Consider the following 13,540-nt stretch of genomic DNA (forward strand, 5'->3'; position numbering starts at 1 on the left):
CCTTCGGGGGGCTTCATACATTAATGCTAAGAAGTCGCAATAGCTATCGTGTGGGTCGTCCGTCTGCCGTCAGTTCGATCTGGTACAGCTTTCCGTCCCGGCGCCAGTAGATTTCATAATAGGCCGGGTTTCCGTGAACCCGCTCAATCAGCACTATGTGTCCGCTTCCGATCACGGTCGGCAGGGCGACGCGGACGGGGGTAGGGAGGTCTGCCAGCGAAATGCTGTGTTCGACCGACAAGGCGCCATTGCCTTCGCGCTCGATCGCGGCGCGGCGCGTGCCGCCCCAATAGAGCTGGAGTTCCGGCTCGTCGCCGGGGGCGACATAGGCGATCCAGGCCCGGTGGATCGACAGGATCTGTTGCCACGACAGGCTGAACATCGCGACGCCCGACGCCACCATCGCCAGCAACCCGATCCGACGGAATAGGCTTTCGTGCATCAGCGCGAGCACCCGCTTGGAGGCGAAGGACGCAAACACCGCCGCCGCAGCGACCAGGGCTCCCGCGACCCAAGCTGATCGTGGCAACAGCCCGAACGCCGCGTAGAGCGCAATCTTTAGCAGGTGGAGCAGCACCTCGTTCATCGCGCGGGTGGCGACGATTTCGTCTTTCGACAGGCCGATGCGATAATAGGCGCGGTTGAACACGACGCCGACCGCGCCGGTAAAGCCCGACAGCAGTCCCGCCGCAGCGCCCAGCCAAGGCAGGCGGTCGAGCGCTAAAGGCGGTTCCGATCCGGCGGGCGGTATGCGGCGAAACAGGCTGGGCAGATTGAGCAGCAGGAAACAACCGAGCAGGAACTCGACATAGACCGGCGGAAAGCGCGTCAGCAACCAGGCGCCGAACGCGGCGGCGGGCAGGGCGGTGGGCAGGAAACGGCGGACCACGTCCCATCGGATATGGGTGCGGAACAACCAGATGCGCGACAGCGAACTGGCCGCCGTTCCGATCGACAGCGCGCCCGGGATCGACGCCACCGGCACGATCAGGCGAAGCAGCGGCACCAGGACCAACCCGGCCCCGCCGCCCGCCACTGCGCTGACGACGAATGCCAGGAAGGCGGCGAAGAAGACGAGGCCGACGATCATGCCGGAACAGCGCGCTCGTCCCGCGGCGGCAGCAGGCCGAGCAGGACCGGCAGGGCCAGCAGCACCAGCGGATATTGCAGCAGCAGTCCGGCGATGATCGCGATCGCCAGCGGTTGCTGGATTCCTGCGCCCTGACCGAGCGCCAGCGCCAGTGGCAAGAGCGTCAGGATCGCGGCAAGCGTCGTCATCGTGATCGGGCGCAGGCGATTGCGGCTCGCCTCGCGCGCGGCCTCGCGCGGGGGCAGGCGGTGCGCCAGTTCCTCATATTCGCTGACATAGAAGATCGCCATTTCGGTGCCGATGCCCAGGATCATCGTCATGCCCATCAGCGCGGTGATGTTGAGATCGACCCCGGTGATCCACAGCGCGGTGAACACCGCCGTGGTCGACAGCAGCGAACAGCCGATGATGACCAGCGGCACGCCAAGCCGGCGATAGAGGACTAGCAACAGGATGAACTCGGCGACCAAAGCGGCGAGAAACACCTTGAGAAGCCCGGCAAAGGCTATCTGCTGCTGCTGGTACAGCCCGCCCAGCTCGTAGCGGACGCCGGGGGCCAGCACGCCGGGCCGGGCCAGCGCATGGGTGATATCGGCGATGGTCGCGCCGAGCCCGCGGCTCTGGATACGCCCGGTCACCGCGACCATCGGTTCCAGATTTTCGCGTGCGATCTGCGGCTGGCCGGTGACGACGCGCAGATCTGCGACACGCGACAGCGGGAAGACATGGCCGTCGCCGCTGCGGATCGGCAGGCGTGCCAGCTCGTCGCGGGTGATCGTCATGGCATCGGGCAGGCGGATGCGCACGTCCATCGCCTTGGTCGGCAGCGCCAACGACGTGGCGACCGTGCCGGTCAATGCGGCATCGACCGCCGTCTGGACATCGGCGGGGGTGACGCCCTCGAACCCCGCACGGATCGGATCGATATGCAGGTCGATCGCATCGCCCGCCAGTTGCACACCGTCCTTCACCTCGACGACGCCCGAGACCTTCTGGATCAGCGCGGCGACCTTCTGCGCCTGGTCGGTCAATATGCCGGGATCGGCGGAGAACAGTTTGATCTCGATCGGCTGCGGCACCGCCGTCAGGTCGCCGATTAGGTCCTCCATCAATTGCGCGACCTCGACCTGCACGCCGGGCACCTTCGCGGCGACCTGATCGGCGATTGCGGCGGCGACATCCTCGGTCGGTCGGGCGTGATCGGCCTTCAGCCGGACGAAATAGTCGCCATGATAGCTCTGCCCCAGGTCACCGCCGAGCCCGGTGCCGAGGCGGCGCGAGAAGGTCAGTACGTCCGGGTCGGCGCGGAGCAGCGCATCGACCTGCGCCATGCGCCGCTCGGTCTCGATCAGCGAGGTGCCGGGCGGCGTGTAATAGTCCATTACGAACCCGCCCTCGTCGACCTTGGGCATGAAGCCGGTCGGCACATGGGTATAGCCGACATAACCGATCGCCAGCAGCGGCACCGCGATGACCGCCAGCCACCAGGGCCGGGCGACCAGCCGGTCCAGCGACCGATCGTGCCAGCGCCCCAGACGCCCCTGACCCGCCGCTTGCGGGTCGTGCAGCGTCTCGAAGTTGACCAGCCGCCGGGTCAGCACCGGCACCACGAACGCCGTCATCGCCCAGGAGATGGCGAGCGCCGCCGCCATGGTGATCGACAGCGCCTTCGAAAATGCGCCCGTCACCCCGCTGAGGAAAGAAAGCGGCAGGAAGACGATCAGCGTCGCCAGGCTCGATCCGGTCAGCGGCGTCAGGAATTCGCGCGCGGCGGGCAGGACGGCCTCGCGGCCGGTCGGGGTACCGTCGCTGGGCGGCGCGGCGGCGCGGCGGACGATATGTTCGACCATGACGATGACGTCGTCGATCAGCAGGCCGACGGCGGCGGCGATGCCGCCCAGAGTCATGATGTTGAAGCTCATGCCCAGCACGGTCAGCACCAGCACGGTCGCCGCCAGCGTCGCAGGCACCACGATCGCGGCGACCAGTGTGATCCGCCAGTTGCGCAAGAACAGCAGCAGCACCAGCGCGGCGAGGACGAGGCCGATCAGCACGGCATCGCGCACGCTGGCGACTGATTGCGTCACCAGTTCACTCTGGTCGTACCAGCTGACCAGCCGTGTACCGGGCGGCAGGCGGGTCGCGCCCAGTTTCGCCTGGACCTGTTGCGCGATGCGCACGGCGTTGCCGTCCGGCTGTTCGTAGATATTGAGCAGCACGGCTGGGCGCCCGTCCTCGCTGACGTGCAGCCATTGCGGCACCACGCCCTGCTGCACGGTGGCGACATCGCGGACATGCACCACGCCCGCCGCATCGGTGCGGATGACGACATCGCCGACCGCTGCGATCCCGGGCAGGCTGCGGTCGGCGATGACCAGCGACAGGCGACCGCGATCCTGCACCCGCCCGACAGCGCTCAGCACGTTGCCGTTGCTGATCGCAGTCGCCACGTCGCTCATCGCCAGGCCGTGGCTGGCGAGCCGGGCGGGATCGGCCAGCACCTCGACCTCGGCGGTGTCGCCGCCCTGCACCTCGACGCGGGCCAGGCCCTGGATACCGCTGAGCAGCGGCACGAGCTGATAGCGGGCGAAGTCCTGAAGCTGGACCGGCGAACTGGCGCGCGATTCGAGCGCATAGGAGATGATCGGAAAGACCGTCGGGTCCATCCGCCGGACATTATAGGTCGTGCCGGGCGGCAGGGTGCCGAGCGCGCGCGACATCGCCGCCTCGACCAGTAGGGTGCTGGCGACCATGTCGCGGCCCCAGCCGAAGTCGATCGAGATCTGCGCCGAGCCGCGTGTCGTCTCCGACCGGACATTGCGCACGCCCTGGACGGCGCGCAGGGCCTGTTCGACCGGCTTGGTGACGATCAGCGCGGTCTGGTCGGCAGGCCGCGATCCGGCGTCGATGTCGACGACCACGCGTGGAAAGGAGACTTGCGGAAACAGCCCGATCGGCAGCGACAGCGCGGCGACCGCGCCCGCCAGCGAAAGCGCCAGCGCGACGACCATGATCGCCAGCGACTGGCGCTGCAGGAACGCCGGATAGCTCATCGCGCCCGCTCGACCCGGACGCTATCGCCGTCCGCCACCTGATACGCACCATCGACGATCACGGGCGCATGGGGATCGAGCGCGCCGGTGACGAGATCGTCGGGCGTGCCGCCGACCGTGACGGTGACTGGCACCGCCTTTGCCTTGCCGTTCGCGATCTGGAACAGCTGTGCACTGCCGTCGCTGGCCATGACGACGGCGCGGTGGGGGACCTGCCAGCCATCGGCGCTGCCGGTGGCGATGGCGACCTTCATAGCCTCGCCGGACAGGATAGCGCCCGCCGGATAGGTGATGTCGACATCGATCTGGCGGGTGCGGGGGTTCAGCACCGCGTCGATCCGCTGGACACGGCCCGCGACCGACGCGCCGCCGTCGAGGCGGGAGAGGGTGACGGGCGCGCCCGTTCGAAGGTCGGCGCGGCGGGCGGGATCGACGCCGACGGTAACGATCAGACCGCCCGCACGCGCGATCGTCGCCAGCGCCTGGCCCGGCTGGGTCCGATCGCCGAGCGCCACGGGCAGCGTCGCGACGACCCCGGCAAAGGGCGCGCGCAGCACGGTGACCGTCGCGCCAGCCCCGTCCTTGCGCAGCGCCGCCAAAGCGGCGCGGGCGTCGAAGACCGCCTTGTCCGCCTGGACGAGCTGGTCGCGGGTGGCGAGTTGCTGGGCCAGAAGCTGGGCGGTGGTGGCGCGTTGCGATTCCGCCGCCTTCACCGCATCCAGCGCCTGCTGGTAGCTGCTGCGCGCCGCCGGGGCGAGCGTGAAGACGAGGATCGGCTCGCCCGCACGGACCCTGGCACCCGCGACGGCGGGAACCTGCGTGATCTGGCCCGGTTGCGGCATGCTGAGCGTGGCGACGGCATTGCTGGCCGGGGTCGCCTCGCCGTAAGCTTGGATGGCCCGCGTGGCCGAGCCGTGACGCGCGGGTACGGTGGTGACGAGCGTCGTCGGGGACGCGGTCGCTTCGGTATCGGACGCTTGTGACCCGCAGGCCGACAGGCCCAGCACCACGAGCGATAGCAAACCGTTCTTCATCATTGCGCGGCGCCTCGCGTGCCAGGATCGGCGAACCCCAGCGTCTCTACGCCGGGCAGGCCGAGCCCCAACAGGGTCGACACCGCCACCTGACGGTCCAGCAATGCAAGCCGAAGGGTCGCCACTTCCTGTTCCTTGGTAAAGCGATTGGTGATGAGGTCGACATAGGCGCGCTCGTCCAGCGCGGCGGCGCCGAAGGCCGCGGCTGCGCGAGAGGCGGCGAGGCGCGCGGCGGGCAGGTCGCGTTCGACCAGGTTCAGCTGGCGTTGCAACTGGGCCATCTCGCCAAGCAGCGCGCCGACCTCGCCGGTCGCATTGGTCAGGCGGGCGGCATATTCGGCCTGAAGCTGCGCCCGAGTGGCGCGGGCAATCGCTATGTTACCCTGGTTGCGATCGAACAACGGCAGTCCGACCTGCGCATTGGGACCGACGTTGATGACCTTGGAACTGTCGCTGGATCCGGTGGCGCCGAGGATCAGGTCGGGGAATTGCGACAGGATCGCCGCGCGCAGCCCTTCGTCCTGCGCCGCATAGCCGAAGCGGAGCGCGAGCAGGTCGGGGCGCCGGTCAGCCAGCGTCGTCACGCCCGCCCGCGCCGCGGCGAGGTCGAAGGGCGGGAGGTCGACCGCAGTCCGGAGCGAGAGCGGCGCGTCGGGTGCAAGCCCGAGCAGCGCGTTGAGCTTGTGCCGGTCCTGCAATTGCGTCTGGTCGAGCGTCTGGAGCGTGGTGCGTGCCTGCTGGAAGCCGACCGCGCTCGGTGCGGCGGTCACCAGCGTGGCATTGCCCGCCGCCAGTGCAGCCTGCGTCACCCGCTGGCGGTGGCCGAGGATGCGCACGGCCTCGTCGATTAGCGGCCGTGTCTGTTCGCGCGCGATGATGTCGACGGCCAGCTGGCGCGCCTCGCCCGCGACCTGCCATTCCTGCCATAGCAGGTCGGCGCGCACCTGACCGACACTGTCGCGTGCGGCGCGGCGCTTGCGCTTATAGACGAGCAGCGCTTTGACGTCCTGCGCCAGCCCCAGATTCCATGCTGGGACCGTCCCGGCACCGGCGACCAGCGGCAGGAATGCCCCGGTCAGCGATGGATTGGGCAGCACGCCCGCCTCGACAAGCTGGGCCTGCGCAACGCCCGCTTTCGTCCGGGCGGCGATCAGGTCGGGATCTCGCGCCACGGCGAGCGCGACGACATCGGCGACGCCGAGCGGCCGGGCGGGAAGTCCGGCAGTCGCGGGCAGGCTGGCGGAAAGCAGGGGAGCCTCGGCCAACGGCGCGGGGCTATAATGGGCGCAGGCCGTCAGGATCACGGCCAGCAGCGGCATTGTCCGGGATGGCGCACCCACGATCGTTTTGTCCCATTCACTCACGCCGGGTCGGCGCGGATGTGCCTTAGCCGCCGGATGTCGCGACCCGACATTGTGTCTTCCCAATGTTGCGCGAACGGGGTGGCGCGGCGGGCCGGGGTTCGCGCAAGGGAGCGGCGAAGGAGACCATCCATGTCCTTGCCGCCCATCTCCCCGTCGCTTCGCGCCGCCATCCTGGCTGTTGCCATAAGCGGACTTCCCGTCACCGCCGCTACCATTGCGGGTGATGATCCCCGGTCGATTGCCGTGCCCGGCGATGGCGGATGGGATTATGCCCGCGTGGATGAGAAGGCGGACCGTCTGTACGTCGCTCATGGCGATACGGTCGCGGTGGTCGATCTAGCCAGCGGGCGTGCCCTGGCGCCGCTTGGGCCGGTCGCGCACGCTCATGCTGTCGTGCCGCTCCCGAACGGTGAACTCGCCGTGACGAGCGGCGATGACGACAGCGTCCGCTTCTTCGAGCCCGGTGCCGGGCAACAGGTCGCAAGCGTCGGTGTCGGGCGAAAACCCGATGCCGCGATCGTCGATCCCGCCAATGGGCATCTGCTGACCATGGACGCCAAGAGCGGCGTGATTTCCGACATCGACGCCGATACACACCGGGTCGTGCGGACGATCAAGGTGGCGGCAGGGCTTGAATATCCGGCCGTCGTCGGGCGGACCTTGTTCATCAACAACGAGGACCGAAACGAAATGGACGTGGTCGATCTGGCCCGCGGAGTTGCTGAAGCACCGATCGCGCTGCCCGGTTGCGAGGAGCCGAGTGGCCTGGGGCTGGACACGCCGCATCACCGGCTGATCGCTGCCTGCGCCAACGGGGTTGCAGCGGTCGTCGACGTGCCCTCGCGCCGCCTGGTCCAGCGCGTGGCCGTGGGGCGCGGGCCTGACGCGGTCATCATTGATGCCCGGCGGTCGCTAGCCTTGCTTCCGGCGGGCAAGGACGGGGTGCTCGACGTGTTGTCGACTGCGGGGCCCTCGGTCACGCATAAGCGCGCGATCCAGACGGAGGTGGGAGCCCGGACCGGTGCGCTGGATGCGCGGACCGGCATGGTCTGGCTTCCCGTCGCACGCACCTTGCCTGTGGTCGGCGGCGCCAAGCTGCGCCCCGTACCCGGCACCTTCCATGTCCTGGGCGTTGACCCGGCCTGATCCGTCGCGGAAACCCGGCGGATGCGAATCCTGCTCGCCGAAGACGATGTCGATACCGCCGCGCAGGTCGTGCGCGGCCTGAACGCGCTCGGCCATGTGGTGGAGCGTTTCGATGACGGGGGTGCGGCGCGCGACGCGGGATTGGTCGAAGCCTTCGATCTGGCGATCCTGGACCGGTTGCTTCCTAGCGTCGACGGCGTGGAGATCGTGCGCCATTGGCGGGCGGCGGGCAACCGCGTGCCGGTCATCCTGCTGACCGCGCTGGGCAGCATCGCCGACCGCGTGACGGGACTGGACGCCGGGGCGGATGATTATCTGGTCAAGCCCTTCGCACTGCCTGAGTTGTCGGCGCGGGTCAGCGCGCTGCTCCGCCGCCCGCCGATCGCGGAGGTGCCGACGCGGCTTCAGGTCGGCGATGTAGTGCTCGACGCGATGCGGCGCGAGGTCCGGCGCGGGACCCGCGCGATCCGCCTTCAACCGCGCGAGTTTCGCATCTTGGAGGAACTGATGCGGCATGCCGGACGGGTCGTGACCCGCAAAATGCTGCTGGAAGAGGTGTGGGGGTTCCATTTCGACCCGCAGACCAACATCGTTGAAAGCCATCTCAGCCGAATGCGGTCCAAGCTGAACGAGGGGTTCGACCATGACCCGATCGAGACGCTGCGTGGCGAGGGGTATCGGATGCGCAGCGATGCCTGATTGGCGGCGTAGCGCGGCCTATCGGATCGCACTGACCCATTCGGCGGCGTTCGCGCTCGCCATCGCCGTATTGGGCGTGCTCGTTTATTTCGCTGCTGATGCCGCGTTCCGTCGGCAGCAGGACACCGCCTTGGCCGAGGCGAGCGCCGATCTGGTCCGGCAATATCAGGACGAGGGCGCACACGAACTCGCGGAGGCGGTGGCGCATCGGGGGGGCGAAAATGGCGTCGTCACCTTCGGCTATGCGCTGTTCGACAGGGCCGGCCGCCGCATCGCGGGCGATTTCGAGCTGGCGTTGCCGCCACCTGGCTATGCCAATGTGCCCTTCCATGATCCGGTCGAGGGTAAGGATAAAGCGCGGGTCCTGACGACCCGGCTGCCGGACGGCACCCATCTAGTGGTCGGGATCGACTCGCAGGCGGTGGAGCAGCTGGACGGCGTCATCCTCAGCCTGTTCGGCGGCGCCTTCCTTCTCGTCCTGCTGATCGGCGCGGCGGCCGCGCTGGTGCTGGGCGGCTATCTCCACCGGCGGCTGGAACAGGTCACTGCAACGGCGGAGGCGATCATGGCGGGCGATGTCCGCCGCCGCGTGCCGGTATCGCCACGCGACGACGAGTTCGACCGGCTGGCGATCATCCTCAACCGGATGCTGGAGCGGATTGGCCGCCTGCTCGAAAACCTGCGCCAGGTATCGGCCGACGTCGCGCACGACCTGCGCACGCCGCTCGCCCGGCTGCGCGGCGACCTGGAGCTGGCGCTGAAAAGCCGCGATGCGGATGCGCAGCGCGCCGCCATCCGCAAGGCGCTGTCGCAGAGCGATTCGCTGCTCGCGCTGTTCGGGGGCATCCTGCGCATCGTCGAGGTCGATGCCGGCGATATCCGGCAGAGTTTCGTTCGGTTGGAAATCGGGTTACTGGCGGAGGATATCTGCGACAGCTATGCGCCCGCCGTCGCTGACGGCGGGCGCAGCCTGTCCTGCGATATCCAGGGCGGGCTGACGATCGCCGGCGACCGCGAACTGCTGTCCCAAGCCCTCATCAACCTACTCGACAATGCCCAGGCGCACACGCCGCAGGGTACGCATATCCGGGTCGTCGTGGTGCCCGAAGGGGCGGCGGCGGTCGCAGTATCGGTGATCGACAACGGCCCCGGCGTCGCCGAGGGTGATCGCGAACGCATCGTCGAACGCTTCGTCCGGCTCGACCGCACCCGCTCGGCGGCCGGACATGGCCTGGGCCTCAATTTGGTGGAGGCGATCGCGCGAGCGCATGGCGGCGCCTTGACCATCGGCGATGCGAGGCCGGGGCTGGTGGTGACGCTCCACCTGCCGCGTGCTGCATGAAGCGGGCAATGCTTCCCGGCGCGCTCGCGCCGGCGCTCGCGTCCTGCGCGCCCCATCCGGCCGCGCCGTCTGGCGCCTCGGCCGATATGTCGCGCATCCCGGGCCTTGATAAGCCCTTGGCTCAGCAACGCGAGCGGATGATCATATCCTCATAATGAATGAACGGCGGGAGTCGGCGAGCTTGCCTTGGGCAGGGAATGACCACAATTGGCAAAAGCTGCCGTTCGAAGAGCTGTTTTGGAATGTCGGCTTTGTCCCACATCACGCCATATGGGACGACAGCGCATCCTCGAAATCCAAGCGTTTCGGTGCGGCGAATTTCCAGGAAGCTTTCGAAACCGATTTGGAACGCCGCGATGGGTCGCGATAGCGCTCATCCGGCGGGGTAGTCATCGACGTGGTAGAACATCGGATTGCACAGCCAATCGTTGATCGCCGAGGCGCGCCAGCCCACGCAGCGGGTGCTGAGCTGGACGTTCTTCGGAAAGGTGCCGTTCGCCATCTTGCGGTAGAGGGTCGAGCGGCAGAGTCCGGTTTGGTCGAGGACGGCCCTCAGGCGCAGGATGCGTTCGGGGTTGGTGGACATGGCATTGCCTCGCGGTTCTTGGGAAGGGAGCCGCCAAGGTCCTGCTTTTCCATGATTGGCAGTAGGGCTTTGCTGAGGCCCCGGCTGGTCTGTCGAGGGACATCCAGACAGTAGAGCGATGCCGTCTCCTGCGATGTCGCTGGACCGGGCTCTACGCCGCTGGCGCGGCGCCGAGCCGTGCCGTCTCGGCCCATGCGGGTTGCGATCCCTGACGGGTGACGGTGCGGCCTCCGCACCGTCAGCGGACAGCGCGGGGTGCCCCCACGCTGGCGTGACGCGCCGGGCGCGTCTGGCGAGGGTGGGCGTCACGGCCCTGTAATCCCGCCGCGGCGTGCTGCAACCGGCTGCGCCGGTCCTCCACATACGTTTCGGCCCGTTGGGTGCAGCCCGCCTCGTATCGGCGGGACTGTCGGTCCGCTCCTGCCGCCCACCCTCGCCATTCCGGCCGGGCTGCGGTGGTTTTGAAGGAGTGAGGACCATGTCCAGGACCATCGACCAACGTCAGACCCTCTATGCCGAGGTGACGGCCCGTGTAATTGCCGAACTGGAGGAAGGGCGACTGCCCTGGGTGCAGCCATGGGACAGCGCGGCCTGTGCCTGCGCCATGCCGGCAAACGGGGTGACCGGACGGCGCTATTCCGGGATCAACGTGCTCATCCTGTGGGCAAGGGTCATCGAGGGCGGGTACAGCTCACAACGCTGGCTGACCTACCGGCAAGCGCAAGCGGCGGGCGGCAATGTCCGCAAAGGCGAGCGCGGCACCACCGTCTGTTACGCCGACCGCTTCACGCCGAAGACCCCGAACGACCACGCGGACGACAACGAACGAGAAGCGCGCACCATCGCGTTCCTCAAGCGCTTCACTGTCTTCAACATCGACCAGTGCGAAGGCCTGCCCGAGACGTTGACGCAAGCGCCCGAGGTTCGGCCCGAGATCGAGGTTCTGCCCGAGGTTGCAGCCCTTATCGATGCCAGCGGCGCAGATGTGCGGATCGGCGGCGAGCGAGCCTATTACCATCCGGCCGCCGACTATGTCGCGGTGCCGCCGGTCGCGGCCTTCCACGAGCCGATTAACTGGTATCGCACCGCGCTCCACGAACTGGGGCATTGGACCGGGCACCCGACGCGTCTGGATCGCGACCAGACAGGCGCATTCGGCAGCGCCAATTATGCGCGGGAAGAGCTGGTCGCCGAGATGGCCAGCGCTTTCGCGTGTGCGTCGCTGTCGATCAAGCCGACGGTGCGCCATGCTGACTATATCGGCTCATGGCTTGAGGTGCTGCGCCCCGATGACAAGGCGATCTTCCGGGCCGCGAGCGCTGCCAGCAAGGCAGCGGACTATCTGCTCGGCTTTGCGGGGCATGAGGGGCAGCCGTCATGACGCGGGACCTGCAATTCCAGGCGCGGTTTCGCGCCTGGAACGCGCTGCCCCTTCGCGATCGTCAAATCTTCGCCAGCGTGCGGATCGACGGGCTGGATTACGACGAAGCGGCGCGCCGCCATGGCTGCACGGCGCGGGACGTTGAGCACGTTATCGGGCGCGTCCTCATCGCCCTTATGGATGCGGATGATGCCCCGCCATGAGGTGAGCGCGGGCATCCCAGGAGTACAAAGGATGTACGCATCCGTAACGGTTCGCTAGGAATAGCATCATGCGCGACGACGTTGCTCATCTGCCGGACAAGAAGCGCCGCGATCTCGACCGGATCGTGGAAGTGCTGTTCGCCGAGTTCGAACAGGCGACATCGCTGTCGACGCAGAAGTGGCGGCGGCAGGGCCGTATCCTCAAGGTCATCCTGTACGGCTCCTATGCGCGCGGCGACTGGGTCGACGATCCGATCGGCGGCTACCAGTCGGACTATGACATCCTCGTCGTCGTCAGCGATGAGCGGCTGACCGAGCCGGGCGAATTTTGGGCCAAGGCTGACGACCAGTTCGTTCGCGAGGTGACGATCTCGAAGCGCATCAGCGCGCCGGTCAGCTTCATCGTCCACAGCCTTGCCGACGTGAACAACCAGCTGACGCAAGGCCGCCCCTTCTTCATCGACGCAATCGAGCAGGGCATCGCCTTATATGAGGTCGAAGACTACCCCTTCGTCACGCCACAGCCGCTCGATCCCAAAGCGGCGTTGGCGGAAGCGCGCAAGCACTTCGATCAGTGGTTTCCAAACGCGGCGATGCGCCTGGACTTGGCTCGAACCGCGATCGAACGAGGGTATCTAAAGCAGGCCGCATTTGACCTGCACCAGACGACGGAACAGCTGTATCACTGCCTGCTGCTGACCCTGACGCTGTACAGCCCGAAGTCGCACAAGCTGAATTTCCTGCGCAGCCAGGCCGAGCCGCTCGTGCATGAGCTCATCGCCGTCTGGCCACGCGATACGAAGTTCGCGCAGCGCTGTTTCGAGCTGCTGCGGCAAGCCTATGTCAACGCGCGCTACTCAGCCCATTACAAGGTGACGCCGGCCGAACTGGAATGGCTCGCCGAGCGTGTCGAGCGGCTCCAGCAGATCGTCAAAGAGACCTGCGAAAAGCGGCTCGCGCAGGGCTGACGTCCGTCAGCCTGCGCTCGCGTCGTCGACAAAGGCGCGGCGTCCGCGCCGTGTCCAAATCAGACGGTAACGATCGCTGTCTTCGCCGCGCAGTCTGCTCGCCACGTCGATGAGCGCGCCATAAATCAGCGCGCGGTCATCGTCGGTCAGTTCGATGATGCCGGCCTTGGCGATAAGGCCGCCCAGTTCGATCAACTGGCGGGTGCGTTCACGGCGCTTCACCTGCCACTCGCGCGTGTCATGCCGCGCCCGGCGCAGCTGGAGCCGGGCGCGGAGAACCGCTGTCCGTCGCAGGGCCGCTGTCGTCACGGCGAGCGCCTTGGCGTGCGCCGGATTTTGCACGAAAGAACGCCGCACCGCGCGTGTGCTGCGCCTCCTTCGTGCGCTCGTCAGTTGCCGCCACCGCCAGCAGCAACGCGCCCGCCAGCTGCTCGATCGACAGCGCGTCGGCACCGGTCGCGATGACCAGCTCGCCGAGCTGCTCGCGCTTGCGGGCCTTCAGCTGCCTAGCCTTGTCGTCAAGCGCTTTCAGCTCAGCGTCATAGTCTCGGGGTTTGCGCATGGGATCATCCTTCCGTTGTGCGGGTAGGATGGTCCAGTTATCGGTGCTTTCAATAAGCTGCAATGCGCCGGGATGACTTGGGACAACCGCATCCCGAGACAGATGAAATCTT

The 13,540-nt window shown here is 67.5% G+C and carries 13 protein-coding genes; 6 read left to right on the forward strand and 7 right to left on the reverse strand.

From position 1 onward, the window contains the following. Nucleotides 1–43: 43 nt before the first annotated feature. From KV697_RS16775 to KV697_RS16790, 4 genes are read right to left on the reverse strand one after another with little or no spacing between them, the layout of a single operon-like run. Entirely contained in the window at nucleotides 44–1,090 is a 1,047-nt protein-coding gene (locus KV697_RS16775) for a sulfite exporter TauE/SafE family protein (RefSeq protein WP_219019149.1), read from the reverse strand. Then, nucleotides 1,087–4,143, reverse strand: coding sequence for an efflux RND transporter permease subunit (locus tag KV697_RS16780; RefSeq protein ID WP_219019150.1), 3,057 nt, complete (start codon nucleotides 4,141–4,143; stop codon nucleotides 1,087–1,089). Before KV697_RS16780 ends, KV697_RS16775 begins: the two co-directional genes overlap by 4 nt. Next, nucleotides 4,140–5,180: an efflux RND transporter periplasmic adaptor subunit gene (locus KV697_RS16785; protein WP_219019151.1), complete on the reverse strand. Its 1,041-nt coding sequence runs from the start codon at nucleotides 5,178–5,180 to the stop codon at nucleotides 4,140–4,142. The genes KV697_RS16780 and KV697_RS16785 overlap by 4 nt, the downstream gene beginning before the upstream one ends. Next, on the reverse strand, nucleotides 5,177–6,496 hold the full coding sequence (locus tag KV697_RS16790) for a TolC family protein (protein WP_219019152.1): 1,320 nt from the start codon (nucleotides 6,494–6,496) through the stop codon (nucleotides 5,177–5,179). Before KV697_RS16790 ends, KV697_RS16785 begins: the two co-directional genes overlap by 4 nt. A 174-nt stretch (nucleotides 6,497–6,670) precedes the next feature. Here KV697_RS16790 and KV697_RS16795 point away from each other — a divergent pair, with 174 nt between their 5' ends. The 3 genes from KV697_RS16795 to KV697_RS16805 are packed head-to-tail and all read left to right on the forward strand — an operon-like array spanning nucleotide 6,671 to nucleotide 9,728. Further along, nucleotides 6,671–7,687 (forward strand): YncE family protein, encoded by a 1,017-nt coding sequence (locus tag KV697_RS16795; protein WP_257575390.1) that lies wholly within the window; start codon nucleotides 6,671–6,673, stop codon nucleotides 7,685–7,687. Nucleotides 7,688–7,708: 21 nt separating this feature from the next. Next, nucleotides 7,709–8,386, forward strand: coding sequence for a response regulator transcription factor (locus KV697_RS16800; RefSeq protein WP_219019153.1), 678 nt, complete (start codon nucleotides 7,709–7,711; stop codon nucleotides 8,384–8,386). Next, on the forward strand, nucleotides 8,379–9,728 hold the full coding sequence (locus KV697_RS16805) for a sensor histidine kinase (RefSeq protein ID WP_219019154.1): 1,350 nt from the start codon (nucleotides 8,379–8,381) through the stop codon (nucleotides 9,726–9,728). The genes KV697_RS16800 and KV697_RS16805 overlap by 8 nt, the downstream gene beginning before the upstream one ends. A 373-nt stretch (nucleotides 9,729–10,101) precedes the next feature. On the opposite strand, the gene KV697_RS16810 is transcribed toward KV697_RS16805, so the two are convergent. Then, nucleotides 10,102–10,314, reverse strand: coding sequence for a helix-turn-helix transcriptional regulator (locus KV697_RS16810; protein WP_219019155.1), 213 nt, complete (start codon nucleotides 10,312–10,314; stop codon nucleotides 10,102–10,104). A gap of 478 nt (nucleotides 10,315–10,792) precedes the next feature. Between KV697_RS16810 and KV697_RS16815 the strand changes: the two genes are divergently transcribed. The 3 genes from KV697_RS16815 to KV697_RS16825 all read left to right on the forward strand — a co-directional run bounded on the left by KV697_RS16815 (nucleotide 10,793) and on the right by KV697_RS16825 (nucleotide 12,866). Further along, nucleotides 10,793–11,695 (forward strand): ArdC family protein, encoded by a 903-nt coding sequence (locus KV697_RS16815; RefSeq protein ID WP_219019156.1) that lies wholly within the window; start codon nucleotides 10,793–10,795, stop codon nucleotides 11,693–11,695. Continuing rightward, nucleotides 11,692–11,898, forward strand: a complete 207-nt coding sequence (locus tag KV697_RS16820; RefSeq protein WP_219019157.1) for a sigma factor-like helix-turn-helix DNA-binding protein — start codon at nucleotides 11,692–11,694, stop codon at nucleotides 11,896–11,898. The genes KV697_RS16815 and KV697_RS16820 overlap by 4 nt, the downstream gene beginning before the upstream one ends. A gap of 68 nt (nucleotides 11,899–11,966) precedes the next feature. Continuing rightward, the gene (locus KV697_RS16825; protein WP_219019158.1) at nucleotides 11,967–12,866 is read left to right on the forward strand and encodes a nucleotidyltransferase and HEPN domain-containing protein; all 900 of its coding nucleotides are present in this window, start codon (nucleotides 11,967–11,969) and stop codon (nucleotides 12,864–12,866) included. Between the two features lie 6 nt (nucleotides 12,867–12,872). On the opposite strand, the gene KV697_RS16830 is transcribed toward KV697_RS16825, so the two are convergent. Then, nucleotides 12,873–13,088, reverse strand: a complete 216-nt coding sequence (locus KV697_RS16830) for a conjugal transfer protein TraD (RefSeq protein WP_219019159.1) — start codon at nucleotides 13,086–13,088, stop codon at nucleotides 12,873–12,875. A gap of 16 nt (nucleotides 13,089–13,104) precedes the next feature. Further along, nucleotides 13,105–13,428, reverse strand: a complete 324-nt coding sequence (traD, locus tag KV697_RS16835; protein WP_219019160.1) for a conjugal transfer protein TraD — start codon at nucleotides 13,426–13,428, stop codon at nucleotides 13,105–13,107. Nucleotides 13,429–13,540 lie beyond the last annotated feature (112 nt).

The organism is Sphingomonas sanguinis (assembly GCF_019297835.1).
Lineage (GTDB): Bacteria > Pseudomonadota > Alphaproteobacteria > Sphingomonadales > Sphingomonadaceae > Sphingomonas > Sphingomonas sanguinis_D.